General features: G+C 63.5%; 27 protein-coding genes. 18 read left to right on the top strand and 9 right to left on the bottom strand.

All coding sequences use genetic code 11. The annotated features are described in order from the left end of the window. Nucleotides 1-36: 36 nt before the first annotated feature. Nucleotides 37-291 carry a hypothetical protein gene (locus CLU90_RS29110; RefSeq protein WP_198511360.1) on the bottom strand — a complete coding sequence of 85 codons (255 nt, stop codon included), beginning with the start codon at nucleotides 289-291 and terminating at the stop codon, nucleotides 37-39. On the opposite strand from CLU90_RS29110, the gene CLU90_RS04855 reads away from it, so the two are divergent. Continuing rightward, nucleotides 290-676: a DUF2061 domain-containing protein gene (locus tag CLU90_RS04855; RefSeq protein ID WP_232731075.1), complete on the top strand. Its 387-nt coding sequence runs from the start codon at nucleotides 290-292 to the stop codon at nucleotides 674-676. The genes CLU90_RS29110 and CLU90_RS04855 overlap by 2 nt on opposite strands. Nucleotides 677-789: 113 nt before the next feature. Here the strand turns inward: CLU90_RS04855 and CLU90_RS04850 are convergent, their stop codons facing one another. Beyond that, entirely contained in the window at nucleotides 790-2,190 is a 1,401-nt protein-coding gene (locus CLU90_RS04850; protein WP_442906664.1) for an amidase, read from the bottom strand. 133 nt (nucleotides 2,191-2,323) lie between these two features. On the opposite strand from CLU90_RS04850, the gene CLU90_RS04845 reads away from it, so the two are divergent. Beyond that, entirely contained in the window at nucleotides 2,324-3,220 is an 897-nt protein-coding gene (locus CLU90_RS04845; protein WP_100427341.1) for a LysR family transcriptional regulator, read from the top strand. Between the two features lie 64 nt (nucleotides 3,221-3,284). Next, complete coding sequence (locus tag CLU90_RS04840; RefSeq protein ID WP_092708162.1) at nucleotides 3,285-4,586, top strand: NRAMP family divalent metal transporter; 1,302 nt, start codon at nucleotides 3,285-3,287, stop codon at nucleotides 4,584-4,586. A 3-nt stretch (nucleotides 4,587-4,589) separates the two neighbouring features. On the opposite strand, the gene CLU90_RS04835 is transcribed toward CLU90_RS04840, so the two are convergent. Then, the gene (locus CLU90_RS04835) at nucleotides 4,590-5,384 is read right to left on the bottom strand and encodes an SDR family NAD(P)-dependent oxidoreductase (protein WP_100427340.1); all 795 of its coding nucleotides are present in this window, start codon (nucleotides 5,382-5,384) and stop codon (nucleotides 4,590-4,592) included. A 189-nt stretch (nucleotides 5,385-5,573) separates the two neighbouring features. Between CLU90_RS04835 and CLU90_RS04830 the strand changes: the two genes are divergently transcribed. The 7 genes from CLU90_RS04830 (at nucleotide 5,574) to CLU90_RS04800 (ending at nucleotide 10,538) form a co-directional block, all read left to right on the top strand. Then, nucleotides 5,574-5,981 carry a MerR family transcriptional regulator gene (locus CLU90_RS04830; RefSeq protein ID WP_100427339.1) on the top strand — a complete coding sequence of 136 codons (408 nt, stop codon included), beginning with the start codon at nucleotides 5,574-5,576 and terminating at the stop codon, nucleotides 5,979-5,981. Beyond that, nucleotides 5,978-6,631 (top strand): SMI1/KNR4 family protein, encoded by a 654-nt coding sequence (locus CLU90_RS04825; RefSeq protein ID WP_100427338.1) that lies wholly within the window; start codon nucleotides 5,978-5,980, stop codon nucleotides 6,629-6,631. The genes CLU90_RS04830 and CLU90_RS04825 overlap by 4 nt, the downstream gene beginning before the upstream one ends. Nucleotides 6,632-6,731: 100 nt before the next feature. Then, complete coding sequence (locus CLU90_RS04820) at nucleotides 6,732-7,283, top strand: DUF4142 domain-containing protein (RefSeq protein WP_092708150.1); 552 nt, start codon at nucleotides 6,732-6,734, stop codon at nucleotides 7,281-7,283. Between the two features lie 111 nt (nucleotides 7,284-7,394). Beyond that, entirely contained in the window at nucleotides 7,395-7,781 is a 387-nt protein-coding gene (locus tag CLU90_RS04815; protein WP_092708147.1) for a hypothetical protein, read from the top strand. Between the two features lie 14 nt (nucleotides 7,782-7,795). Next, nucleotides 7,796-8,221 carry a hypothetical protein gene (locus CLU90_RS04810; RefSeq protein ID WP_100429375.1) on the top strand — a complete coding sequence of 142 codons (426 nt, stop codon included), beginning with the start codon at nucleotides 7,796-7,798 and terminating at the stop codon, nucleotides 8,219-8,221. Between the two features lie 238 nt (nucleotides 8,222-8,459). Further along, complete coding sequence (locus tag CLU90_RS04805) at nucleotides 8,460-8,927, top strand: cache domain-containing protein (protein WP_092708141.1); 468 nt, start codon at nucleotides 8,460-8,462, stop codon at nucleotides 8,925-8,927. Between the two features lie 60 nt (nucleotides 8,928-8,987). Next, nucleotides 8,988-10,538, top strand: coding sequence for a methyl-accepting chemotaxis protein (locus CLU90_RS04800; protein WP_232731074.1), 1,551 nt, complete (start codon nucleotides 8,988-8,990; stop codon nucleotides 10,536-10,538). A gap of 40 nt (nucleotides 10,539-10,578) precedes the next feature. On the opposite strand, the gene cadR is transcribed toward CLU90_RS04800, so the two are convergent. Beyond that, nucleotides 10,579-11,010 (bottom strand): Cd(II)/Pb(II)-responsive transcriptional regulator, encoded by a 432-nt coding sequence (cadR, locus tag CLU90_RS04795; protein WP_092708135.1) that lies wholly within the window; start codon nucleotides 11,008-11,010, stop codon nucleotides 10,579-10,581. A 97-nt stretch (nucleotides 11,011-11,107) separates the two neighbouring features. On the opposite strand from cadR, the gene CLU90_RS04790 reads away from it, so the two are divergent. Together CLU90_RS04790 and CLU90_RS04785 are read left to right on the top strand one after the other, a co-directional pair. Beyond that, nucleotides 11,108-13,432, top strand: a complete 2,325-nt coding sequence (locus CLU90_RS04790) for a heavy metal translocating P-type ATPase (RefSeq protein WP_100427337.1) — start codon at nucleotides 11,108-11,110, stop codon at nucleotides 13,430-13,432. Between the two features lie 85 nt (nucleotides 13,433-13,517). Continuing rightward, a complete protein-coding gene (locus CLU90_RS04785) occupies nucleotides 13,518-14,576 on the top strand; it encodes an alpha/beta fold hydrolase (RefSeq protein WP_100427336.1) in 1,059 nt (352 codons plus the stop codon). A gap of 4 nt (nucleotides 14,577-14,580) precedes the next feature. Here the strand turns inward: CLU90_RS04785 and CLU90_RS04780 are convergent, their stop codons facing one another. Together CLU90_RS04780 and CLU90_RS04775 are read right to left on the bottom strand one after the other, a co-directional pair. Beyond that, on the bottom strand, nucleotides 14,581-16,065 hold the full coding sequence (locus CLU90_RS04780; protein ID WP_269800054.1) for an MFS transporter: 1,485 nt from the start codon (nucleotides 16,063-16,065) through the stop codon (nucleotides 14,581-14,583). A 128-nt stretch (nucleotides 16,066-16,193) separates the two neighbouring features. After that, nucleotides 16,194-16,772, bottom strand: a complete 579-nt coding sequence (locus CLU90_RS04775; RefSeq protein ID WP_157808733.1) for a GNAT family N-acetyltransferase — start codon at nucleotides 16,770-16,772, stop codon at nucleotides 16,194-16,196. A gap of 97 nt (nucleotides 16,773-16,869) precedes the next feature. Between CLU90_RS04775 and CLU90_RS04770 the strand changes: the two genes are divergently transcribed. Genes CLU90_RS04770 through CLU90_RS04760 form a run of 3 tightly spaced genes read left to right on the top strand, consistent with a single transcriptional unit; the run spans nucleotide 16,870 to nucleotide 18,570 of the window. Next, complete coding sequence (locus CLU90_RS04770; RefSeq protein ID WP_175539170.1) at nucleotides 16,870-17,751, top strand: LysR family transcriptional regulator; 882 nt, start codon at nucleotides 16,870-16,872, stop codon at nucleotides 17,749-17,751. Nucleotides 17,752-17,808: 57 nt separating this feature from the next. Continuing rightward, entirely contained in the window at nucleotides 17,809-18,054 is a 246-nt protein-coding gene (locus CLU90_RS04765) for a DUF6434 domain-containing protein (protein ID WP_100427332.1), read from the top strand. A 45-nt stretch (nucleotides 18,055-18,099) separates the two neighbouring features. Further along, nucleotides 18,100-18,570 (top strand): hypothetical protein, encoded by a 471-nt coding sequence (locus CLU90_RS04760; RefSeq protein WP_198511145.1) that lies wholly within the window; start codon nucleotides 18,100-18,102, stop codon nucleotides 18,568-18,570. On the opposite strand, the gene CLU90_RS04755 is transcribed toward CLU90_RS04760, so the two are convergent. Both CLU90_RS04755 and CLU90_RS04750 read right to left on the bottom strand, forming a co-directional pair. Beyond that, a complete protein-coding gene (locus tag CLU90_RS04755) occupies nucleotides 18,526-19,581 on the bottom strand; it encodes an NAD(P)/FAD-dependent oxidoreductase (RefSeq protein WP_100427331.1) in 1,056 nt (351 codons plus the stop codon). The two genes, CLU90_RS04760 and CLU90_RS04755, sit on opposite strands and share 45 nt — an antisense overlap. A gap of 22 nt (nucleotides 19,582-19,603) precedes the next feature. After that, nucleotides 19,604-20,146, bottom strand: a complete 543-nt coding sequence (locus tag CLU90_RS04750; RefSeq protein WP_100427330.1) for a GNAT family N-acetyltransferase — start codon at nucleotides 20,144-20,146, stop codon at nucleotides 19,604-19,606. A 91-nt stretch (nucleotides 20,147-20,237) separates the two neighbouring features. On the opposite strand from CLU90_RS04750, the gene CLU90_RS04745 reads away from it, so the two are divergent. From CLU90_RS04745 to CLU90_RS04735, 3 genes are read left to right on the top strand one after another with little or no spacing between them, the layout of a single operon-like run. Then, nucleotides 20,238-21,413, top strand: coding sequence for a citrate synthase family protein (locus CLU90_RS04745; protein WP_100427329.1), 1,176 nt, complete (start codon nucleotides 20,238-20,240; stop codon nucleotides 21,411-21,413). Nucleotides 21,414-21,458: 45 nt separating this feature from the next. Next, nucleotides 21,459-21,950 carry a MarR family winged helix-turn-helix transcriptional regulator gene (locus CLU90_RS04740; protein ID WP_100427328.1) on the top strand — a complete coding sequence of 164 codons (492 nt, stop codon included), beginning with the start codon at nucleotides 21,459-21,461 and terminating at the stop codon, nucleotides 21,948-21,950. Between the two features lie 33 nt (nucleotides 21,951-21,983). Next, on the top strand, nucleotides 21,984-22,436 hold the full coding sequence (locus CLU90_RS04735; protein ID WP_070301704.1) for a PaaI family thioesterase: 453 nt from the start codon (nucleotides 21,984-21,986) through the stop codon (nucleotides 22,434-22,436). Nucleotides 22,437-23,588: 1,152 nt separating this feature from the next. On the opposite strand, the gene CLU90_RS04720 is transcribed toward CLU90_RS04735, so the two are convergent. Beyond that, a complete protein-coding gene (locus tag CLU90_RS04720) occupies nucleotides 23,589-24,620 on the bottom strand; it encodes a tyrosine-type recombinase/integrase (RefSeq protein ID WP_100427325.1) in 1,032 nt (343 codons plus the stop codon). Nucleotides 24,621-24,717 lie beyond the last annotated feature (97 nt).

Raw genomic sequence — 24,717 nt, 5'->3', positions numbered from 1 at the left:
CAGCCTTGGCCCCACTGCGCATGCGAGCTTTGCCGCTTACATGCGCAGCGCCATGCCCTGGCGCAACGCCTCCCCCTCCCCCTTGCGTCCACCCGGCGTGGGATGTGCCCACAGCAGGGACAATTGATATTTCTCAACCCATAGCTTCAATCTATGAATCCAGTTGAAATATTTTACTTTCTTTTGTAAATGAGAATCGTTACTATCTAAATCAAGGATAAGCGAATTCAACAGAAAGGAGCATCCCTTGTTCACCGCCATCAAAACATTCAGCCAGGTCTGCACGCACATGTCGGTCGCCTTCGGCCTCGCCTACTTGCTGACGGGGTCGCTGGCACTCGGAGGCCTGGCCGCCATCATCGAACCGATCATCAACGTGGCCTTGTTGCCATGGCATGAAAAAGCCTGGCATGCGATCCGCCGCCGCTATGCCGCCAGCCGCCTGGGCTTTGCCGCGCTGGCCGGTGAAAAACTCAGCCAGACGGCCCTGCACATGGGCGTGGCTTTCGGCGTGATGTACTGGGCCACCGGTTCCATGGCGTTTGGCGGCTTGCTGGCCGTGGTCGAGCCGATCTGCAACGTGATCGTGCTGCCCCTCCACGACCGGCTGTGGGAAAAAGCCCGCTTTCGCCTGGACGGCCGCGGCACTGCGCCGTTGGCGACGCTGCCCACCTGATATTTTTCCCCCAAGAACAGGGGCTGGGGTCGGACCCGGCGGGTCCGACCCCGGCTTCTTGCCGCTGGCCAAAGCCGCTATGGTGGCCGGTTTCAGCCGCCTGCAAGGCATGCTTACACCTTGCCCGCCCAAACAGGCGGACGCCGCTGCAGCCACGGCGCCGCCCGCTCCAGCTGTCCCGCCAGCCGGAGCAAGATCCCATCGTTCGCATAGCCCGCCATGAACTGCATGCCGATCGGCAAACCGTCATTCGACATGCCGAGCGGCACGGACATGGCCGGCAAGCCCGCCACGTTCGCCAGCGGCGTGTACGGCGCATGCTCGAACAGGCGCGCCGTCCAGCCAACACCGTCAAATTTTTCCTCGTCTTCGCCATAGCGCCCCAGTTGCCACGGCACATCCGGCATCGTGGGCGTGAGCAACACGTCGTACTGGCCGAACAAGGCGCCGGCCTGGCGCGTGACGATGTTGCGCACGTCGAGGGCGGCCACGAAATCGACCGCCGAAACCGTCTGTCCATGGCGGTAGCAGGCCAGGGTCGCCGCTTCCAGGGTGTCCGGCGACACGGCGCGCCCGCTTTCCCGCGCCAGGGCGTCTATCCACAGCACCAGGTTGGCGCACCAGATGCTGGCGTTGGCGTGCACGAACGCTTCCCACGACACGCCCAGCGCGGGCGACACTTCTTCCACGTGGTGGCCCAGGCTTTCCAGCAGGCGCACGGTTGCATCGAGCGCGGCATTGATGGCGGACACGGGATGCGCGCCATTGCAGGCGGCGCGCTGGACGGCGATGCGCAGCTTGCCCGGCGCCACGCTCACTTGCGACAGCCAGCTGTGGCCGGGCGCAGCCGTCACATAGGGCTCGCCTGGCAGCACGCCCTGCACACAATCGAGCAAGGCGGCGCTGTCGCGCACGGTGCGGCTCACCCCCAGCTGCACGCCCAGGCCACTGAAGATTTCGTCCATGGCGGGGCCGTTCGACACCCGTCCCCGGCTCGGTTTCAAGCCGAACAGGCCCGTCGACGCGGCCGGCACGCGGATGGAACCGGCCGCATCCGTGGCATGGGCCAGCGGCACGATGCCGGCCGCCACAGCCGCCGCCGCGCCGCCGCTGGAGCCGCCCGCGCTCAGTGCCAGGTTCCAGGGATTGCGCGTGACGCCGTACAGCACGGGCTCCGTGGTGGTGGCAAAAGCCATTTCCGGCGTGCTCGTGCGGCCAAAGGTGATTAGCCCCGCCTGACGGAACTGCGTCATCAGGTGGGAATCCAGCGCGGCGACGTGGCCGGCGCCCAGGCGGCTGCCCGCTTCGGTGCGCTGGCCTGCCATGGTGACGGCCACGTCCTTGATCAAAAATGGCACGCCGGCGAACGGCGCCGTGTGGTCAATGGCCGCCACATCCGCCGGCCACAGCTCGACCACGGCATTGATGTGCGGGTTGACGGCGGCGCAGGCGCGCATGGCCGCATCGTGCAATTCGGCGGCGGAGACAATGCCATCGCGCACTAGTTGGGACAATCCTAGCCCATCAAAGCTTGTATATTCATGGAGTTGCATCGGTTAGTTCCTGTAAAAAGTAAAAATCACAGGAACCACTGTAGGCATTGCGCTATCATAGTGGAAATGAATAGTTAATATACAAGGTATAGCCGTGAACAATTTGCGCAAGCTGGACTTGAACCTGCTGCTGACCCTCAACGCCTTATTGATCGAGCGCAACGTCACGCGGGCGGCCGCACGGCTGCACCTGAGCCAGCCTTCCGTCAGCGTGCAGCTGGGCAAGTTGCGCGCCGCCTTCGACGATCCGTTGCTGCTGCCCGGCCCGCGCGGCATGCTGCCCACGGCCCGGGCGCTGGCCCTGTTCGCGCCCTTGCAAGCCGTGCTGGCCCAGCTGGAGCAAGTCTTGCAGCCGGAACAGCCGTTCGACCCGGCCACGGCCCAGGTGCGCTGGAATCTGGCGGCGGCCGACGCCACCGAATATGCGATCCTGGTGCCCATGCTGCCCGCCCTGCGCGCGCAGGCGCCCCTGTCGCGCATGGCCGTGTTCGAAGCCGTGCCGGCGCGCATGGCGCAAGACCTGGAAAACGGCCAGGTCGACCTGGGCTTTTTGGCGCAGGAAGAGGCGCCGCCCGGCCTGCGCCACCGCACGCTTTTCAAGGAACACTACGTGCTGGCGGGGCGCCGCGACCACCCGCAGCTGCAAGCGCCGCCCGACCTCGACCAGTTCTGCGCGCTGGAATTCATCGTCGTCTCGCCCAATGGCGGCGGTTTCCGCAGCAACGTCGATACGGCGCTGGAATTGCTGGGACGAACGCGCAAGGTGGTGCTGTCCGTGCCGCATTTCCTTATCGTCCCGCCCTTGCTGGCCGCCTCCGACATGGTCGCCCTGCTGCCCTCGCGCCTGCTGAAAAACGCGCTGGGCGATCTGCGCACGTGGGAGCCGCCCGTCAGCCTGCCCGATTACGAGATGGCCATGGTCTGGCACGAGCGCATGCACCTGGACCCGGCACACCGTTGGTTGCGCGAGCGCATCATGACGGCCCTGTGAGTTATCTGTCAAAGACGCTACCCGCCTGTGATACGCTGCTCGCTTCACGACACAGGAGCCATGCATGCACACCGACAGCGGCCGCGCACACGCCGCCCGCCAGCAGGCGGACCCGTCCGACACCTGGCTGGGCAAGCTGGGCCCCGGCCTGATCACGGGCGCGGCCGACGACGACCCCAGCGGCATCGCCACGTATTCGCAGGCGGGGGCCCAGTTCGGTTTCGGCATGTTGTGGACCGTCTGCCTGACTTTTCCCCTGATGCTCGGTATTCAGGTCATCAGCGCCAAGATCGGACGGGTCAGCGGCCATGGGCTGGCGACGAATATCCGCCGCCACTATCCCCGTTCCCTGCTGTACGCCATCGTCGGCTTGCTGCTGCTGGCCAATGTCATCAATATCGCCGCCGACGTGGCCGCCATGGGCGATGCATTGACCCTGATCATCGGCGGTCCCACCCACCTGTACGCCGTCGGTTTCGGCCTGCTGTCCCTGTTGCTGCAAGTCTTCATTCCCTATCAACAATACGTACGCATCCTGAAATGGCTGACCCTGGGTTTGCTCGCCTATGTGGCCACGGTGCTGACGATCCACATTCCCTGGCGCGAAGTGGCGCTGCGCACCGTCTGGCCCCAGTTCAGCTGGTCGGCCGCCTCGGTCACCATGATCGTGGCCGTGTTCGGCACGACGATCAGTCCCTATCTGTTTTTCTGGCAGGCATCGCAGGAAGTGGAAGACTTGCAGGCGGACGCCAGTGCGCAAGCCTTGCGCCGCGCGCCCGAGCAGGCGCCACGGCAATTCCAGCGCATCAAGATGGACACGGCCATCGGCATGGGCTTTTCCAATCTGGTGGCATTTTTCATCATGCTGACGACGGCCGTGACCCTGGGCGCGCAAGGCATCACGCATATCGACACGTCGGCCCAGGCCGCGTCCGCCCTGCGCCCCATCGCCGGCGAGTTCGCCTTTGCCCTGTTCAGCCTGGGCATCATCGGCACGGGCTTGCTGGCCATTCCCGTGCTGGCAGGCTCGGCCGCCTACGCCATGGCCGGCGCCTTCCACTGGAAAAACAGCCTGGAACTGGCGCCCAAGGCCGCCAAGAAGTTCTACGGCATCATCGTCACGGCCACCGTGATCGGCGCGGCGCTGTGCTTCACGCCGCTCGATCCCATCAAGGCCCTGTACTGGAGCGCCGTCATCAATGGCGTCATTTCCGTGCCCATCATGGCCCTGATGATGGTAATGGCGTCGCGCCCCGCCATCATGGGCACGCTCACCATTTCGCGCCGCCTGCGGGCGCTGGGCTGGCTGTCGACCATCGTCATGGCGACGGCCGTGCTGGCCATGTTCGCCACCATGGCATGTTGAAGCCTATGCCGTCTTCGGCTTGAGCATGCCTTCCACGATGCCCAGCACGGTCTGGCGCGGCAGCAAACGCGGCAGCCAGGCCAGCAGCCGGTTGGGCCTGCCCGCCACGTGGCTGCTGCGGCCCTGGTCCAGCGCGCGCAGCGCTTCATCGACGACGGCTTGCGGATCCATGCGCTTGCCCACGGCCGCTTCGGGCGCGGCCACGACGTCGAAGAAGGCCGTCTCGGTAGCGCCAGGGCACAGGCCCAGCACGCGCACGCCGCGGCTGCGGTTTTCCGCCCACAGCGCTTCCGAGAACGACAGCACGAAAGCCTTGCTGGCGCCATACACGGCCATGTAGGGATCGGGTTGCAGGGCCGCCGTGGAAGCCACGTTGATGATGGCGCCACGCCCTTTTGCCAGCATGTGCGGCAAGACGCAGTGCGTCATTTCCATGAGCGCCGTGCAATTGACGGTCACTTCGGCCGCCTGGCGCGCCAGGTCGATGCTTTCGAAGCGGCCGTGCGTGGCGAATCCCGCGTTATTGATCAGCACGTCGGGCGGCATGCCCAGCGCGCAAGCTTGCGCATGGGCTTGCGCAGCGGCGCCGGGCAGGCTCAGGTCGGCCACCAGTGCATGGGCGCGGATGCCATGGCGCTGGGAAAGTTCCCTGGCCAGGCCGTCGAGCACGGCGCCGGAACGCGCCAGCAGCAGCAAATGGGCGCCGCGCGCGGCCAGGGTTTCCGCAAAGACGCGGCCGATGCCGGACGAGGCGCCCGTGATCAGCACGGTCTGCTTGGTGTAATTGAAGGCGGTCATGGGAATTGAGTCGTAGTGAAGAGAGCTTTACTGTAAACTGTAGACTTTAGTCCACGGTCAAGCGTGGAACGCAAAAAAATGCACATGGCTGCGTTGCATTGACTTGCCGTACTAGCGTACTGTCTGCGCCAATACACCTTGCCCTGCCCATTTTTCGCGTTTCACAAATTAGTAGAAAGTCAAAAAGCTATGCGCATCGGAGAAATCACCCGCCTGACGGGCGTCAGCAAGGATACGGTCCGCTTTTACGAGCGCCAGGGGCTGCTGGACGAAGCGCCGCAGCCGGGCCTGACGAACAACTACAAGGAATATTCGGCGCAAGCCTTGCGGCGCATCGAGCTGATCGGCCACGCCAAGGCGCTGGGTTTTACCTTGAAGGAAATCGCCGAGGTGATTGCTGTCTGGCAGGAAAATGCGCTCGATGCGGCCACCAAGCGTGACATGCTGGAAACGAAGATTGCCCAGATCGACGACAAGGCCCGCTCGATGGCCGTGCTGCGTGCCGGCCTCGTCGATGCGCTGGCCAAGGTGGAGACGGGCTGCAACGATGTGGCGCCAGTGGACATAGACAAGAACAACTACAAGGAGAATCAATGAGCAACTATTACACCCGCTACCGCCACCTGGCCATCGAGGGCGCCAAGCCTGCCCCCACGGCGCAGCAGATCGCCGCCATCGAAGTCTTGCTGGAAGCGCCCCTGCCGCCCGCCTTCCTGGCCTTCTTGCAAGTTGCCAACGGCGCCTGTTTTGACTACACCACGGATGTGCCTGACGGCAATGGCGGCGTGGAAAAAATGGGTTTCAATACCTTCTTCAGCGCGGACGAGGGCGATTTTTGCGATGAAACCCTGGTGGGTGAAATCCGTGCCGCGCGCAAGCATACGGACATGCCCGTGCGCATCCTGCCCTTCGCCCGCGATGGCGGCAATTCCATGGTCTACCTGGACCTGACGGAGGAAGGCGGCGGCCGGGTGCTGGCCTACGTGCAGGAATTGCCGGACTGGACGGGCAAGCGCGCCCACGGCCTGATGGAACTGGCGCCCTCGTTCGACGCCTGGCTGGACAGCCTGTACATCGACCGCGACACGGTGCTCGATGAACTCGAACACAGCGTTTCGGAACCATCGCACCTGGAGGCGATGGCGCAATGGCTCGACATCGGCATGCCGGCCTGGCGCCGCGATGCCGGCATCTCCGCTTTGTTTGCTCTGAAACAGGTCGAACTGTGCGCTAACGAACAGGACTAGTCCTACGGGCATAATCGTAGGCGTCCTATGGGTGTGCGCGAACTGAGGGATTAATATTGTCGTCAGCTTGCATAAAAAACCACACTCGAAAGGACTTCCCATGCCTATCCCTACCACCAGTTCGCGTACCCCGTCCCTGAAAAGCGTGGCCATCGGCGCCGCCGTGGCCTTGTTGAGCGGCATCGCCATCAACAGCATCGCCGCTGCCGCGCCGGGCGCGTACGACAAGCAATTCCTCAGCAAGGCCGCCGATGCGGGCAGCACGGAAATTGCCGCCAGCAAAGTAGCGCAAAGCAAGAGCAGCAATGCGCAAGTGAAGACATTCGCCGATACCATGGTTACGGACCACACGAAAGTGGCTGACGAGCTGAAACAGTTGGCCAGCAGCAAGCAGATCGAGGTCAGCGACCAGCCCGGCAAGAAGCACCAGGCGCAGCTCGACAAGCTGAGCCGCCTGGAAGGCCAGCAATTCGACAGGGAATATGCGGCCACCATCGGCGTGGCGGCGCACAAGGAGGCCGTGAAACTGTTCTCGGACGCCAGCCAGAAGGCCAGCGATCCCGACATCAAGGCCTTTGCCGCGAAGACCTTGCCAGCGTTGCAGCATCACCTGGAAATGGCCAATACCCTGCACGCGGCGGTGGGCAAATAGCCAAGTTGCCGGCAGTTAGCGGTGACATGCTTGCTGTACGTGCCGTACGGCAAGCATGTCCGCTCTTGACATACAATGCGGCAACTTCGTTTTCGGCCATGCCATGACCTCATGCAGCTACTCAAGAAAACCGGCCTGATCGCCGCCGCCTTCCTGCTCATTCTCCTGCTGGCAGGCTGGCTCTTCATCAAGGTAAGCGCGGCGCGCAATGCCACCGTGTATGCGCAGCAATGGAACGACAAGGGCACGTGCGTGATCAAGACCTATGTGCCGCGCTACGGCGACGGCGTGCCGCAGAACATCGTGCGCGCGCTGAGCACGTCCACCTTCTTCCGCGTCTACCACAAGGATGGCACCTTGCTCGAAAGCACGGAATGGGTGCTCGACATGCACGAAGACGGCATCCTCGACCATGCGCGCTGGGGCGAGAACCAGACCCGCGCCATCTACCCGACCGACCTCGGTGATGAAGGCTGGACCCTGCCTGTATGCGCGTGAACGGGAAAGTCGCCATGCAAAACGGCCTGCGCAGTCCCTGGGTTGACGTGCCATATGAACCCACGCTCTACCATTTCCTCGGTCCCTTCGACGTGTACGACCGCGAACACACCGTGGGCGTGGAGCTGGGCACGTGGAACATGAACGACCCGGTCCAGCGCGCGGCGCTGATACGCCGCGACATCACGTCGCAGTACAAGGAACTGAGCTACCGCCACCGCCATGCGCTGGTGGCCGTGCTGGCGCAGGCCCTCCAAGACCCTGACTATGATTTCCAGGCCATCCTCGAGCACGACCCCGAGAGCACCTACGCCCTGCCCGCCTTGTGGGATGACATGGACGATCCGCGCGCCTTTTTCGCCGATATCTACCGCTTGGCGCAGCAGGACTGGCGCGACGACCTGGCGCGCGCGGCGGCGGAAGAGCGGGCCGGCCGGTAGCGCGGCACCCGCGCCACACTATCGACACGATAGCCTGCGGTATCTCTTTCCCTCTGAAAACGCAATTGCGTCGGCCTGCGCGCAGCGTTGCAAAAACGCCCCACTCAAAAAAATACTGTTGCACCAGCGCATGCCCGCTGGCATCGCGCTACCATGAACCGTCGGCACTTCCACAGACGCCGCCTCACCGCACCGGTTCCCCGCCGGTTTCCCCTGCCGCAATGTGAAGGAGATTCTCATGCCCAAGTTCGCCCCTGCCATTTGCCTGTCGCTCATCGTTGCCGCCAGCGTCCTGCCATTGGCCGCCAGTGCCGCCGAAGGCGGCGCCACGCGCGCCGACGCGGAAGCCATGGTCAAGAAAGGCGTGGCCTACATCAAGAGCGCCGGCGACGCCAAGGCGTATGGCGACATCACGGCCAAGGCGCCCCAATTCATCCTGCACGACCTGTACCTGGTCGTCTATAAACTCGACGGCACGGTCGCCGCGCATGGCGCCAACCCGAAAATGGTGGGCAAGAACTTGATCGAGCTGAAAGATATCGATGGCAAGGCTTTCGTCAAGGAACGTGTCGACCTGGCCAAGAGCAAGGGCACGTTCTGGCAGGAATACAAATTCACGAATCCGGAAACCAAGAAGATCGAGCCGAAAGTGATGTACTGCGAAAAGCTGGCCGAGACCGTCGTCTGCGGCGGCATCTACCTGTAGCCAGCCGCCGCGCCGCCAGCGCCGGGATGGTTTCCCGCTCTCTAGACGATATGGGCCACAATGAAAATCGCACAGAAGATGTTGATCGTCCCGGTGGTCGCGCTGGCTTGCCTGCTGGCCATGGGGGCCTTGTCCTACTTCGCCATGCAGCAGAACGAGCAGCGCATGCACGAATTGAAAGACGTCACCCTGACGGCCGAGCGGCTGGCCAACCAGCAAGCCATTGCCCTGGGCCAGGTGCACGCCGACGTGTACGCGAAGATCGCCATCGCGGCCAGCCTGTCGGACGAGCAGTTCAAGCAGTTCGGCGCGCAAACGGATGGCCAGCTGAACGCCATCGCGCAAGGCTTGAAGGAACTGCAGAAATTCTCGGGTGCCGCCACGGAAGCGGGCCAGGCGCTGCCCGGTGTCGAGCGCTACCGTACCAGCGTGGCGCAGGCGCTGGACCTGGCGTCGATGGACCCGAATACGGGCGTGGCGGCCATGCAAAATGCCGCCACACATTATCAGCAAGTGCGCGGACAGCTGCGCCAGGTACTGCTCAACCTCGACCACCGCACGGTCGAGGCCTTGCAGGAGACAAAGAATGCGGGCCAACGCGCCGGCTGGTTGTCGCTGGGCACCATGGTTGCCGGCTTTGCCCTGCTGGCCCTGATCGCCACATGGGTGGCGCGTTCCGTGGTGGGCCCCATCGACGACGCCTGCCGCGCCGCCGAAAGCCTGGCCGCCGGCGACCTGACCACGTCGATTGAAGCCCGGGGCGACGACGAGGTGGGCAAGCTGACCCGGGCGCTGGCCACCGTGCTGAAAAACTGGAACACCTTATTGGGCGACATACGCCAGGCGGGCTCCACCATCACGGTGGAAGCGAGTGAAATCGCGCTGGGCAATGCGGACTTGTCGGCCCGCACCGAGTCGCAAGCCCATTCCTTGCAAGAAACGGCGTCGTCCATGCATGCCTTGACCGATACCGTGCGCGAGAATGCCAGCCATGCGCACCAGGCCAACCAGATGGTGCTGTCGACGTCGAATGTGGCGCTGGAAGGCGGCCGCGTCGTGGGCCAGGTGGTCGAAACGATGGGCTCGATCAAGGCCAGTTCCGGGCGCATCGTCGACATCATCGCCGTCATCGACGGCATCGCCTTCCAGACGAATATCCTCGCCCTGAATGCGGCCGTGGAAGCGGCGCGCGCGGGCGAACAGGGGCGCGGCTTTGCCGTCGTCGCCACCGAAGTGCGGGGCCTGGCGCAGCGCTCGGCCACGGCGGCCCGCGAAATCAAGCAGCTGATCGAGGATTCCGTGGCCAGGATAGAAACGGGCAGCGAGCTGGCCGACAGCGCCGGGCGCACCATGGGCGATATTGTCGCCTCCGTCCAGCAGGTGACGGAAATCATGAACGACATCACGGCGGCCAGCCAGCGCCAGAGCAAGGGCATCGAGGAAGTCAACAATGCCATCACGGAAATGGACGAATTGACCCAGCGCAATGCCGCCCTTGTCGAACAATCGGCGGCCGCGGCGCAAAGCATGCAAGACCAGGCGCACGATTTATTGCGCGTGGTCGACGCCTTCCGCCTGGGCGATGGCGGCCCGCCCTTGCTGCCCCGTTAGCGCCGGTGCGATCAGATAGTGGCCGGCGGACGCCAGCGCTTCAATGCAGTTCGGTATGGCAGGCGCAGTCGTGGCCGCTGGCCGCTTCGGACAGGTTTTGCAGGATCGCGCAGTCTTGCGACGGCTGCGGCTGGTCGCACTGGTGGCGCAAGGTCATCAGCTGCTGCTGCAGGGTTTGCAGATTCGCCATTTGCTCGGCAATGCGCAAGATGTGGTGGTCGAGCAATTCATTGACGCTCTGACAACCTTCAGCCGGATTGTTCTTAAATTCCAGCAAGGCGCGGATATCCGTCAAGCCGATCTGCAGGGAGCGGCAGTGGCGGATGAATTGCAGCCGTTCCTGGTGTTCTTCGCGGTACTCGCGGTAGCCGGCGCTGTTGCGGCCCGGTTCCTGCAGCAAGCCCGCCTTTTCATAGTAACGCACGGTTTCCACGTCACAATCTGTCCGTTTGGCCAGTTCTCCGATACGCATGGCATCCCCTTTTCATTTTTATGCAAATTGCGCTTGACCCTGTAGCGGCTACAGGCTTTCTAATGGAAGCATACACGAAACCGGAAGGACGAATGCGATGCCACACGATAGCCACGTTAGCCACGATCACGACCACGCCCATGCGCACGGCCATGAGCACAAGCACGACCATCAGCACGATCATGACCATGAGCACAAGCACGCGCCCAAGGCGGCCAGCTGCTGCTCCAGCCAGCATGCATGCTCGTCCACGCCTGCCGTCCCGGCTGGTCCAGCCCTGCCCAGCGCGGCCATCGCCGGCGCGAGCACGGCCAAATACCGCATCGCCAACATGGATTGCCCCACGGAAGAGCGGCTGATCCGCAACAAGCTGGCCAATCTGGCGGGTGTCGTGGGCCTCGATTTCAACCTGATGAACCGCGTGCTCGACGTGCACCACACCCTGGCTACACTGGCCACGGTGGAAGCGGCCCTGCACGGCATCGGCATGCAAGCCATTCCCATGGAGGCGGACGCGCCAGTTGCGCGCGATCCGAATGAAGGCAGCCTGAGCGGCCTTCAAAAAGGCTTGCTGGTCGTCTCCGGCCTGGCCGCCGCTGGCGCCGAAGCGCTGGCATGGACCACGCATGAAGACAGTTCGCCCCTCGTCATCGCCCTGGCCCTGCTGTCGATTGCCACGGGCGGCTGGCCGACCCTGAAAAAGGGCTGGATCGCCCTGAAAACGTTCACCCTGAACATCAATTTCCTGATGAGCCTGGCGGTCTTCGGCGCCGTCGCCATCGGCCAGTGGCCGGAAGCGGCCATGGTCATCTTCCTGTTCGCCATCGCCGAGCTGATCGAGGGCCTGTCCCTGAACCGGGCGCGCAACGCCGTGCACAGCCTGATGCAGCTGGCGCCCGATACGGCGACAGTGGCCGACGCCGGCGGCGCCTGGAACCAGGTGAGCGTTGCCACGGTGGCGATCGGCGCCTTGATGCGCGTCAAGCCGGGCGAGCGCATCGCGCTCGATGGCGTGGTGGCCAGCGGCGAGTCGTCCGTCAACCAGGCGCCGATCACGGGCGAAAGCATGCCGGTGGACAAGACCGTGGGCGACGTCGTGTATGCGGGCACCATCAATGAACGGGGCTTGCTCGACGTCACCGTCACTGCCAACAGCGGCAACAGCACCCTGGCGAAAATCGTCAAGGTGATCGAGGAAACCCAGGGCAAGCAGGCGCCCACGCAGCGCTTTGTCGACAATTTCGCCCGCTACTACACGCCGGCCGTCGTCGTCTTCGCCATCCTCGTGGCCGTGCTGCCGCCGTTGCTGCTGGGCCAGCCATTCATGGCCTGGGTATATAAAGCGCTGGTGATGCTGGTGATCGCCTGCCCATGCGCGCTCGTCATTTCCACGCCGGTGACGGTCGTCAGCGGCCTGACGGCGGCCGCCCGGCGCGGCATTCTGGTCAAGGGCGGGCAATTCCTGGAAACGGGCTACCGCATCAAGGCCATCGCCGTCGACAAGACGGGTACCCTGACCATGGGCAAGCCGGCCGTGACGGACGTGATGGCGCTCGATGGCGGCAGCCGCGACACCATCCTGCTGCTGGCCGCCAGCCTGGACGCCAATTCCGCCCATCCGCTGGCCGCCGCCATCGTCAAGGCCGGTCCGCCCGCCAGCAGCCACTTGCCCGTGACCCAGTTTGCCGCCCTGCATGGGCGCGGCGTGCAAGGCACGATCAATGGCCAGACGTATTACCTGGGCAATGCCCGCCTGATGACGGAATTGCAGGTCTTGACGCCAGAACTGCAAGCCATGTTGGCGGGGCTGGAACAGCAGGCGTACACGGCCATGGTGCTGGCTACCGCAGCAGGAGCGCTGGGCGTCATCGCCGTGGCCGACGTGCTGCGCCCGACGGCGGCGTCCGCCATTGCCAGATTGAATGCGCTGGGCGTGACCACCGTCATGCTGACGGGAGACAATGCGCTGACGGCGCAGCGCATCGGCGCCGAAGTGGGCGTCAGCATGGTCAAGGCGGAGTTGCTGCCGGAAAACAAACTCGATGAAATCAAGGCTTTGCAGCAGCAATTCGGCGTGGTCGCCATGCTCGGTGACGGCGTCAACGACGCCCCTGCCCTGGCGCAGGCCGACATCGGCTTTGCCATGGGCGCGGCCGGCAGCGACACGGCCATCGAAACGGCGGACGTGGCCCTGATGGATGATGAACTGGGCAAATTGCCTGAATTCATCAGCCTGAGCCAGCGCACGCGCAGCATCCTCGTGCAAAACATCAGCTTTGCCATCGGCATCAAGGCCGTCTTCTTCGGCCTGGCCCTGGCCAGCATGGCGACCTTGTGGATGGCCGTGTTCGCCGACGTGGGCGCCAGCCTGCTGGTGGTGGCGAACGGCTTGCGTTTGCTGCGCAAGAGTAAGCAAGCATAGTCCACGCAAAAAATATTTCCATCTGGACAATTGCTGTAAAAAAAGCTACTTTGGCGGCTGACCTCCCTCTCCGCCAAAGTAGCCGATGACACTCCTGCCCCGCTTGACCCTGCTGGCCGCGCTGCTGCTGAGCGCCGGCCTGCACGCCGAACCTGCCGCCTCTCCGTCCCTCTGCGCCTCGCCCGCACAGCCCGTCCGCGAGCAAGGTTATGTGTCCATCAATGGCATCGAGCAATGGATCACGGTCACGGGCACCGCCTGCGGCAATCCCGTGATCCTGTTCATCCATGGCGGCCCCGGCAACGCGCTCAGTCCTTTTGCGGACGCCATCTACGCCGGCTGGGAGCGCCACTACACCCTGGTGCAGTGGGACCAGCGCGGCGCCGGCATGACGTATGCGAAACAGCGGCCCACGGAAGACGTGCCCTTGACCGTGGAACAGATGCGCGACGATGGCGTTGCCGTGGCCCGCTATATCGAGCAGCATCTGGGTCAGCGGAAAGTCATTTTGATGGGCAGTTCCTGGGGATCGATACTGGGCGTGCACATGGCCAAGGCGCGCCCCGACCTGTTCCACGCGTATATCGGCACGGCGCAGGTGGTCAATGCGCGCGAGAATGAGACGGGCATGTACCGGCAGGTGATGGCGCTGGCGCAGGCGGCCGGCGATACCGCCACGGTGGCCAAGCTGACGGCGCTCGGTGCGCCGCCATGGCGCGATCCGCGCAACTTCGGCATCCTGCGCCGCTTCGACCGCAAATATGAAGGATTGGCAACGGATGCGCCACCGAAACACAGGTGGCAGCCGGCGCCGTTCTACGCCACGCCGCAAGCGCTGGCCGATGCCGAGGCGGCCGATGACTACTCGTACCTCCAGTTCGTCGGCCTGCGTGGCGATGGCATGTTCGCCAAGGTCGACCTGCCCGCGCTGGGCACGCGCTTTGACTTGCCCGTGTTTTTCATCATGGGCGAAGCGGACTTGCTGACCTCGCCCGCCATCGCGCGCACCTACTTTGACAGCATCACGGCACCGGCCAAGGACTTTACCTTGGTGAAACGCGCCGGGCACGACCCCAACCAGGCCATGCTCGACGCCCAATGGACGGTCTTGCGCGACAAGGTGGCGCCGCTGCTCAAGCGCTGATCCATCAGACCGAGATCGCCCGGCGCGCCCGCAGGTGCAGGTGGCGGATGGCGGCCGCGGCTGCCATCAGGATGGCGGAAGCCGTGGCCAGCACAACAATAAATGCCTTGTCGAAAGCCGAGCGGGCCAGTTCCGACACTTGCAAGCCCAGTTCTGCCGGCAATTGCTCGGCAGCCAGCAGCGCCGCATCCAAGGTGTCATGGGCATTCGGCAACAGGCCCGCGCTTTCCGGAATCACCAGGGTGGCGCTGTAGACGGCCGACAAGATGGTGCCCAGCACCGTCACGCCGATCACGGCGCCCAGTTCGTACGACACTTCCTCGATCGACGCGGCCATGCCCGCTTGCTGCGGAGCCACGTTCAGCATCACGGCGCTGGACGCGGCCGTCATGACGGCGCCCAGGCCCAGGCCCAAAATCACCAGGCTGGCCACTTGCGCGGAGACGGCGGCATCATGCAGCATCAGATACGACGCCATGCCGATGCCGGACAGCAGCAGCGAACCCCACAGCACCTTGGCCTTGTCGGCGCGTGGCAGCATGAAACCCGTCAGCGGCCCGGCAAACACGGACGCCAGCGGCAGCGGCAACAACAGCAGACCCGCTTCCAGCGGAGATAATTCACGCACCAGCTGCATGTGCTGGCTCAACGCCAGTTCCATGCCGATCAGGGCGGCGGACGCCACCATGGCGGCGGCCACGGCGCTGGAAAACGGCAGTTCGCGGAACAGGGCGAAGTCGATCAGCGGCTTGGCTTGCCGCTTCTGGCGGCGCACGAATTTGAACATGAAGAAGGCGCCCACGGCGAAAGCACAGGCGGCCAGCGCATACGACGGCTGCGACTTGCCCAGCTCCTTGATCGCGTACACGCCACCGAGCAGACCCATCATGATTTGCAGCGAGCCGATCAGATCCCACGGCTTGTCGCGGTTACCGGCCCGTTTCGGCAGCACAACGGCGGCCAGCACCAGGGTCAGCAGCACGATGGGCACGTTGATCAGGAACACGGAACCCCACCAGTAATGCTCCATCAGGAAACCGCCGAGCACGGGACCGAACGCGGCGCCACCGGAGGCAATCGCCGCCCACACGCCGATGGCGAACGAGCGCTCGCGGTTGTCCGTAAAGGTCAGGCGGATGATGGACAAGGTGGCCGGCATCATCAGGGCGGCGCCGATGGCCAGCAGCACGCGGGCAAAGATCAGCCATTCGGGCGCGGGCGAAAACGCGGCGCACAGCGAGGCGATGCCGAACACGGCCAAGCCGGCAAGGAAAACGGGTTTGTGGCTCAGACGGTCTCCGAGGGTGCCGAAGCCGGGCAACAGACCGGAGACGACCAGCGCGTAGACGTTGATGATCCACAGTTTTTGCGAGGAGGAGGCCTGCAAGTCGCGCGTCAGCGCGGGCAAGGCGGTGTAGAGCACGGTCATGTCGACCACGATGATGAACAAGGCGCTGGAGACGATGGCCAGCGTCAGCCATTTTTTCATTGGATGCATAAACAACTCATGGATTTTAGTATAACTTTTAACAACTATCGGTATGGATAAAGCGGGAGCTGCGCAAATATTTACGTTCCAGGCTGCCACGGGCCTGGGCTTGTCGGGGGCGGCGGGCGTCAGCCACGGTCGCCATCCTTGTCGTCCACGGCGGAAGTCACCACGTCGAGTTCGCGCAGCATGACGACGGACACCTGCTTGAAACCGCGGCCCTGGAAGAATTTCTGCGCCGTCAGGTTGTGCGCGCCGCATTCGAGGAACAGGCGGGCGATGCCATGGCTGTGCAGCTCGCTTGCCACCCACTCCACCAGCTCGCTGCCGATGCCGCTGCCGCGCATGGAAGGCAGCAAGACCAGGTCGTCCAGCGCGGCGAACGATTTCGAGGCGCGCTGGCGCGTGTCGATGGAAACCAAGGCCATGCCGACGATGGCGTCACCGTTGGTGGCGACAGCCAGCAGGGTCGAATCGCCATGCGCCCAGTCATGCGACAGGGCGGCGCGGATTTCGCCACGTATCACTTCAGGCAAGTCCGCGCGCCAGTTGCCCGGCGCGTCGGCGCGCTCGCCCTGCAGCTCCGAATGGGAAATATAGTCGGGGCTGACGTTGTCGAGGTAGAGCTTGCAGAGCGCATCTTCGGCGGTGGCGTCGTGGCACCAGCTGAAGCTGATGGCGGGTGAACTGGCTTGAGCGTTTTTCATGGCGGATCTCGTGTTATTGAAAATGTAAAGACAGTTTATGTCGCCCCTGGATGGCATTCAAGTTAAAATCCATCTGTAAAACAGATAGGTGGATGTCATGCAATGGACTTTGGAACAAATGCGCTACTTCGAGGCGGCCGTCGCGGCCGGCTCTTTCTCGGGCGCGGCGCGCCGGCTGGGCCGCGCCCAATCGGTGGTCAGCACCTCGATCGGGCTGCTGGAAGCGGAATTCGGCGTGGAACTGTTCGACCGCTCGCGCCGCAGCGCCGTGCTGACGGAAGCGGGCAAGGTGATGCACCTGGAAGCGTGCGAACTGTTGCGCCAAGCCGAGCGATTGCAGCTGCGCGCGCAATTGCTGAGCGAGGCGCCCGAAGCCCGGCTGACCCTGGCCCTGGATGAAGCCCTGCCCTACCTGGCCATCGGCACTTTGGTGAAGGAACTGGCGGCACGCTACCCGGCGCTGGAACTGGTGATGCTCAACGCCACGGCGTCGGAAGTGGCGCAATACGTGGAACAGCAGCAAGCCGACGTGGCCTTCCACTTCGACCGCGGCCCCATCTCGCCCGTGCTGGAACAGCAGCACATCGGCAGCGTGGCCCAAGGCGTGTTCGTGGCAAAAGGCCACGCCATGGCGCATGGCCAGGAAGTGAGTCGCAACGAGTTGACCCGCTACCGCCAGCTGATCATGGATTCCGAGCTCAACCGCGAACACGCGTTCAGCCCCGCCGTCTGGTTTTCCGACAGCTTCTACAGTATTGCGGAAATGGTCGCGGACGGGCTGGGCTGGGCGATTCTGCCGCTGAATATCGCCAATTACGACAATTACAAGGGCTATCTGCAGGAAGTGCCCTGCCCTGCGCTGGCACTGTCGCGCCTGCCGGTGCGGCGCTTGTCAATTCATGGAAAAAAGCTCAGCGAGACGAGTTTGTGGCTGACGACCAGGCTGGCGGAGTTGTTGCTCGATGGGCCAAGGGGGTGAGACGACTGGACACCCGTGATCTAGAATGGCACGCTCTGTACATTCAAGGGAAACAGCATGAATTTCGATTGGCACGGTAGCGTCATTACCCGGCAAACAAGCGTCGACGCCCACTATAAAAACACGCAAAACGTCAGGCGCTTCCTGTTAGGCCAGTGCGGCCCGGGATTCAAGCTGGACCGTGATTTCATGGTCTGGATAAGCGATGGCGCCGCCAAAACCATGGGCGATGTCGCGGATGAATGGATGCGTCGGCATCCTCAAGCTGGCGATGCTTCAATAGAAAATACCGATAAGTACTGAAAGCCTTACATGATTCACTCAACGGTTGTAAGCAGCTGGCTCGCCATGGCAAAAGACGATCTCGTGGAGATCGATCCCGACAACATCAATCACGAAGCCATCAGCAATATGTGGAGCTTTTCGCCCACGGACGAGGAAACGCCGCAGATCCATGCGGCCGAGATCGTTGAATTCATCGAAGAGTTGATCGCGGCGCGCAGCAGCGCGCTCGTTGGCGAGGAGATGCTGTTCTACTGCTGGCACGATGCGCAATGCCGCCAGTTGCGGTTCAGCCTGGTTTCACGCTCGCATGGCCGGCTGCCGTTTTGCTGCGAACTGCGCGAAACGCAGGATCTGGCGCTGATCGCCGAGCGCGTGGTGAACGGGGACTGGCGCAACGAACATTATATGCAGGCCCCGCCGGAGGATGGCGATGAACAGGCGGTCGCGCCGTTTATCCTGCCTGTATTTGTCGTGCCCGTGCCCCAGAAATCAGCACAGCAGGAAGCGCGCGGGCCGGCAAGCTTCCAGGGCTGATGCCGGCTGGCCAGTGACGATTTCCTCGCTGGCAAGCTGGCCCACGATGGCTGCCAGCACGACACCCGGATGCATGACGCACACGTAGGCGCCTTTCACCTGCGGCAAGTAGCCGATGATGGGCACGCCGTCTAAGGGCATGGGGCGCAAGCCAACGCAGGCGAATGCCGGCGCGATGGCCTCGGCTCCTTCCAGTTCATCGCGGATCGCGCTGGCCGTGCGCTGCGCGATGGCGGCGGGCTGGTTGTCCGGCGCGTCGTCCACGTAGTCTTCCGCCGCCAGCATGGTGCCGTCTTCGTCTTGCCGAACTTCCATTGTGTCGCTGGAAATAATGCCGCGCACCAGGCCGGGCGGCGCCTTGTAGCGCAGAAAAATGGCGGGCGAGGCGTGGATGGGCAGGCTGGCGCCCAGCTGCTCAGCCAGTCTGGCCGTACCCGTACCTGCCGCAAGCACGACCACGTCCGCTTCGATGAGGCCAGCGGCCGTTTCCACGCCAGTTACCTTCGCCCCCTGGACGGCAAAGCCCAGCACGGGCGTGTGCGTGCGGACGGTCGCGCCCAGCGCCTGGGCCGCTGCGAGCAAGGCATGCGTGGCGGCAACGGCGTCGAGGGCGCCCTGCTCCGGCTCAAAGATCGCCTGTTCCGGCGGCCGCCGCAGATGCGGTTCGAGCTGCGCGATGCGCGCGCGGTCAATCAATAGGGATTCTGACGACACCCGCCCATCCTGCGTGCCATACCACAAGGCACCATGCCAGCGCATTTTCAATCCAGGCACCTGCGTTTCCAGCCGGCGCCAGGCCGCGATGGCGCCGCCGCGCAGGGCCGCAATGGGGTCGGGCCCGGCGCAGGACGTGTTAATCCAGGCAAACGAGGTACCCGTCACGCCGGAAGCGATGCCGCCCGCCTCGACCACGGTGACTTGTGCCCCCTTGCTGGCCAGGTGGTAGGCGAGCGACGCGCCCACGATGCCTGCGCCGATGACGACGATGCGTTTTGGGGTTCCATGATTCATATCTGCCAACTTTGCTTATTTATTACAGGACAGATTCTACCCCAGCCGCCCGTAAATCCAGCGCGTAAGCATGGCCATCGACGACCTTGCCTTCCACCACGGCGATATCAGGCACGGCCATTCCCTGCACGAAACCGCAGCGTTCCAGCACGCGGATCGACGCCGCATTGCCGTCGATGGCGTAGGCGCACAGGCTACACAGCCGCCATTCGTCTTGCGCCAGGGCGATCAGGTGGCGCAGCGCGGACGTGGCCAGGCCCTTGCCCGCTTGCTGCTCGCCGATGCGGTAGCCGACTTCGGCCGTTCCGGCCTGCTTGTCGATATCCTTGAGGTTGGCGCGGCCGATCAGCTCGCCGCGCTCGTCCACGATGACGCAGGGGTGCATGCGTCCCTGTGCGTGCTCGTCCAGGAATTGCGCGACGTGCGCCTGGATGCCGTCAACGCTGTAAAAAGCGTCCGGGCGCCGGTCGATATGGCGCTCGAACCAGGCCCGGTTAGCTTGCTCGAAAGCCAGCAAGGGCGCGGCGTCATCAAGGCGCAGGGTGCGAATCGTGTGTGTACTCATGGAGACTCCTGCAAAGGCATGAGTCTAGTGAAGCGCCACGCGGCCCGTCAATCTTGATTCCACGAATCAATATACAGATACAATCGCCGCCATGAAAATCGACTTATCCGCCCTAGACGCGGCGCGCCTGCTGGGCGTCAGCCTGCCCACCCTGTATTCCTACGTGAGCCGGGGCTTGCTGGCGTCCGTCAGCAACGGGCAATCGCGCCGCAAGCGCTATCCGCAGGAAGACGTGCTGCGCCTGGCGGCGCGCAAGAAGGACGCCAAGCGGGGCGGCCAGACGGCCGTGGCCGCCATGCACTGGGGCTTGCCCGTGCTGGAAACGCAAATTTCCCACATTCTCGATGGCCGGCTGCTGTACCGGGGCTGCGACGCGGCGGCGCTGGCCGAGTCCGCGACTCTGGAGACGGCCGCCGGCCTGCTGTGGGACGATAACGCGCGCGACTATTTCCAGCAAGATGTTCCTGCCCTGCCGCAGGAACTGGCCAGCGCGCCCGATGCGCCGCCGCTGGCGCGCGCCATGCTGGCCATGGCCATGCTGTCGTCCCTGCCTGCGCCTGCCGACATGCTGCAGTCCGGCCCCGCCTTGATGCGCATCCTGGCCGCCGCCTTGCTCCAGACGGCACCGTCCGCCTTGCCGCTGCACCGGCAGCTGGCCCAGGCGTGGCAGGCCGATACGGACCAGACTGAATTGCTGCGCGCGGCGCTGGTGCTGCTGGCCGACCATGAATTGAACGCATCCACCTTTGCCGTGCGCTGCGTCGCGTCGACGGGCGCCAGTCTGCCCATGGCGCTCAGTGCGGGGCTGGCGGCCTTGTCCGGAGACAGACACGGCGGCGGCAGCGCAGCGGCCAGGTGCATGTTGACGCAGGCGCTGGCCGCGCCGGACGCCAGGGACGCCATCGGCGCCTTTTACATGACCATCGCGCCGGAATTCGCCGGCTTTGGCCACCCGCTGTATCCACGAGGCGACCCGCGCGCCGCATATCTGCTGGACCGTTTGGCAGCGCTGTCGCACGAGCACCCGCGACTGCACGCCATCCTGTTCGTCTGCGCGGCGGCGGGTGAACTGCTAGACACCAAGCCAAATGCCGATCTGGCGCTGGCCGCCATGGAGCTGGCCTTCGGCTGGCCCGAGGGCGCAGGCATGAGCGTGTTTGCGCTGGCCCGCTCGGCTGGCTGGATCGCGCATGCCAACGAGCAAGCCGCCAGCGCGGCGCTGATCCGTCCACGCGCACGCTATATCGGACGCCACCAGCAAGATTAGAAATCGACGCTTGATTTATTACGCATACGTAGTAGTATACTTCGCATGCGTACCAATACCTCTCCTACTTCAGACGTCCCCGATGCCGCAGCCTGCCCGCTGGGCGAGCGTTCGCCGCGGCTGTTCAATCTGCTCAACCTGGCGCGCCAGAATCTGTTTCGTTCGGCAGACGCCGTCTTCACCAGCGAACTGGGCTTTTCCGGCACGCAAGTGGTCGCCCTGTTTGCCCTGAAGGGCGAGGAAGGCTGCCAGCTCAAGGACTTGGGGCGGGCGCTGCAACTGAAGAACTCGGCCGTCACGGGCCTGGTGGCGCGCATGGAAGAAAACGGCCTGATCGTGCGCGGCCAGTCTGCGCTCGATGCGCGCGCCGGCACCCTGCACATGTCGCCCAGGGGCGGCGAGGTGCTGGCCGCCGCCCTGCCCCTGCTCGACAGCCTGAATGAACAACTGAAGCAAGGTTTCAGCGAGGAAGAACTGGCCGTCGTCGCCCGCTTCCTGCTGCACGCCTCGCGCCTGCGTTTTGCGCAGGACGTCTGACCCATCCCCACATCACCACCACAGGAGTTATCCATGCACCCGAAAGACATGACCGGCTTGCAACTGATGCAAGCGTTCGCGCAAGGCCTGTTCCCACGGCCCGGCATTTCCAAGACCATGCCCATGGATGCACAAACCGTGGAGCATGGCCGCGTCATCTTCACGGCGACGGCAAATGAAACGCACACCAATCCCATGGGCGGCGTGCATGGCGGTTTCGCCGCCACCGTGCTCGACACGGTCACGGGCTGCGCCACGCACACGGTCTTGCCGGCCGGCGAAAGCTACGGCACGACGGACCTGAACATCAAGATGTGCCGTCCCCTGCCCTTCAACGTGACGGTCTACGCGGAAGGCAAAGTCATCAATGCGGGACGCAACCTGGTCATTTCCGAAGGCACGATCCGCGACGAAGCCGGTAAAGTCTACGCCCACGCGACGGCCACCTGCATGATCATCCGCCCCCGGGAACAAGCGGCCGCATGATACGGCCCGGCACACTCGCTGAAGCCTGGCACGTGCTGCAGGCAATTCCCGAATTCGACCAGCGGCGCAGCCTGGCGCAGTTGCAGGAGCGGCTGCCCGGCTCGGCGGCGTGCTGCCCGCCATGCTGCGTTTGCTGATACGCAATGGATACCAGATTCGGCTGGCGGAGCACTTTGGCGACCCGGCCAGGGAGCGCATCGACTTCATCAAGCCCCGTCTTGAAACGCTCCTGTATGCCTGCGCTTGCGCGCAGCAGATTCAGCAGTATGGTTTGGCATCCAGGCGGCTCAGAAAAAGCTGTCACCGTTCCTAGGCCAGGGGAACATTGCTTTGCACCCGCGTCCTTGGGGTAGCTCATGAGTTTGATCGGGGCGTGCTGTCTTTATCGCTATATTTTTCTCAACAATAGCTTTTATCCGGCCAACAAGGCACTTGATAGATAAACGGGCAGACGCAACCCGCACCAGTGTGACAATGTGTGATTTTTCCCGTTTGGTAATTTGTTACTCTCCATGGCAATGCGCTGAAGACGGAGCTGGGCTTTCTCGCATTGTCGAATTGCGGCCTGTCTACCGGGAGCAGTCGTTGAAGCGAAACATGCATAACTAAAAACAATGATAAAAATGATGGCATATGGAATACAACTGCAATTGGGACAGAAGATTTCCCGCTTTTCTCTATTTCTTTTCTCGCTAATTTTCTTTGGCTGCGCCTTTGCTCCTGATCTAGCAGCTCATGTAAGATTCTTTTCCCTGGCACTATTGGCACTATTTTCCTGCATAGGGACCAACAAGTCTGCTTTGCTTTCACCGACGAAGAGCTTGCAATGGAAGTTCATGCCGCCGATATCGCGAGCCTTGTATCTCGCATTTTTTCAGTTGCTGGCATTGTCGACCGCGATGACGTTCCTGGACGCTTAATTTGCCATGAGTTCGTTCGCCGCCGTCGAACTGCTGATAAGCCATGACTGGGCGAAATTTGCAAATAGTCAATAGAGCGTGCAATCGGGGCAAGCCTTCCAGCGACGGCAAGCAGCCATCTTACTAGCCGTTGAATATTAAGGACGCATCCGATCAGCCATGCGCCAAGGCGTTCACGGCACTGTACGACACGACTGTCCGGCTGATGGCCAACTTGTTGGTTTTGTGCATGTCATTTCGGACGCTGACCGGGCACCTTCCTCCTCCCCTTCAACAAACTCCCCGCCGCATTTTCCTCAAAGCGGCCCGCCTCTTCTATATAGCCATGCACGGTACCGTCGTGGCGCCAGCCGCCCTGGCGTTTGATGGCCTGGAAATCGGCGCCCGCGCGGTGCGCGCTGGTAGCCATGCCGCGGCGCAGGCTGTGGCTCGATAGTTCCGGCACGTAATCGAGCGCCGCCAGCTTGGCGCAAGCTTCCAGGATGGTGTTGATGCTGCTCGCGTGCAGACCCTTCGCGCCCACGTGTCCCCACTGGTTCACCGTGCGCAAGAGCGGGCCCGTGCGGATGTGCGCTGCGGCCAGCCACGTGCGCAAGGCCGTGGCCGGGCAGCAGATGCCGTCGCCGAACGGGATCGCCTTGACGATGCCCTCCCCCAGCTGATCCGTTTTCGAGCGGGGCAAGGTGATCACCATGCCCTGCGGCTCCCAGCTCACATCTTCCACCATCAATCCCGCCAGTTCGCTGCGCCGGAAGCCGCCAAAAAATCCCAGCTGCAGCAAGGCGCTGTCGCGCAAGGCCTTGTTCGTGCCCAGCGCGGCCAGTTTGGCGACGATCAACTCCAGGTCTTCCAGAGGCAGGGCCTTGGCCTTCTTTTTTGGCTTGCCGTGCAGGCGGGCGATGCCGGCCAGGGTCTTGCGCACGGTGGGCGTGGATGCCGGGTCGGCAAAGCCCTGGTACACATGCCATTGCGACAGCGCCGTCAGGCGCAGGGCCAGGGTGCGAGCGTTCAAGCTGTCCGCATACGCCATCAGGTAGCGGATGACGGTGGGCTCGTCTGCGGGCAGCGCCCCGCCCCATGCCTGGAAGTGGCGGATGGCGGAGCGGTAGGTGCGGCGCGTGTTGTCCGACGTGGCGGCGGCGAGAAACGCCTGGTGGCGCGCGGCCAGCTCGGCGTCGACCAGGGCGCCGTGTAATGGCGCGGGGGCGACGGTGGTGCTTTTGGACGCGGCGGCACGGCGTTTGGTAAGGGACAAATCGGGCATGGCGGCGGCGAAATCGCGGTTTTGTACTGGGAGATACGCAGAATAGCATGCAAACCACCCCCATAACACGCGATAAGCGATCTTATCGCGAATTATA

Origin of the sequence: Janthinobacterium sp. 67, assembly GCF_002797895.1 — a bacterium.
Lineage (GTDB): Bacteria > Pseudomonadota > Gammaproteobacteria > Burkholderiales > Burkholderiaceae_D > Janthinobacterium.
This window is presented reverse-complemented; position numbering and strand designations above follow the sequence as displayed.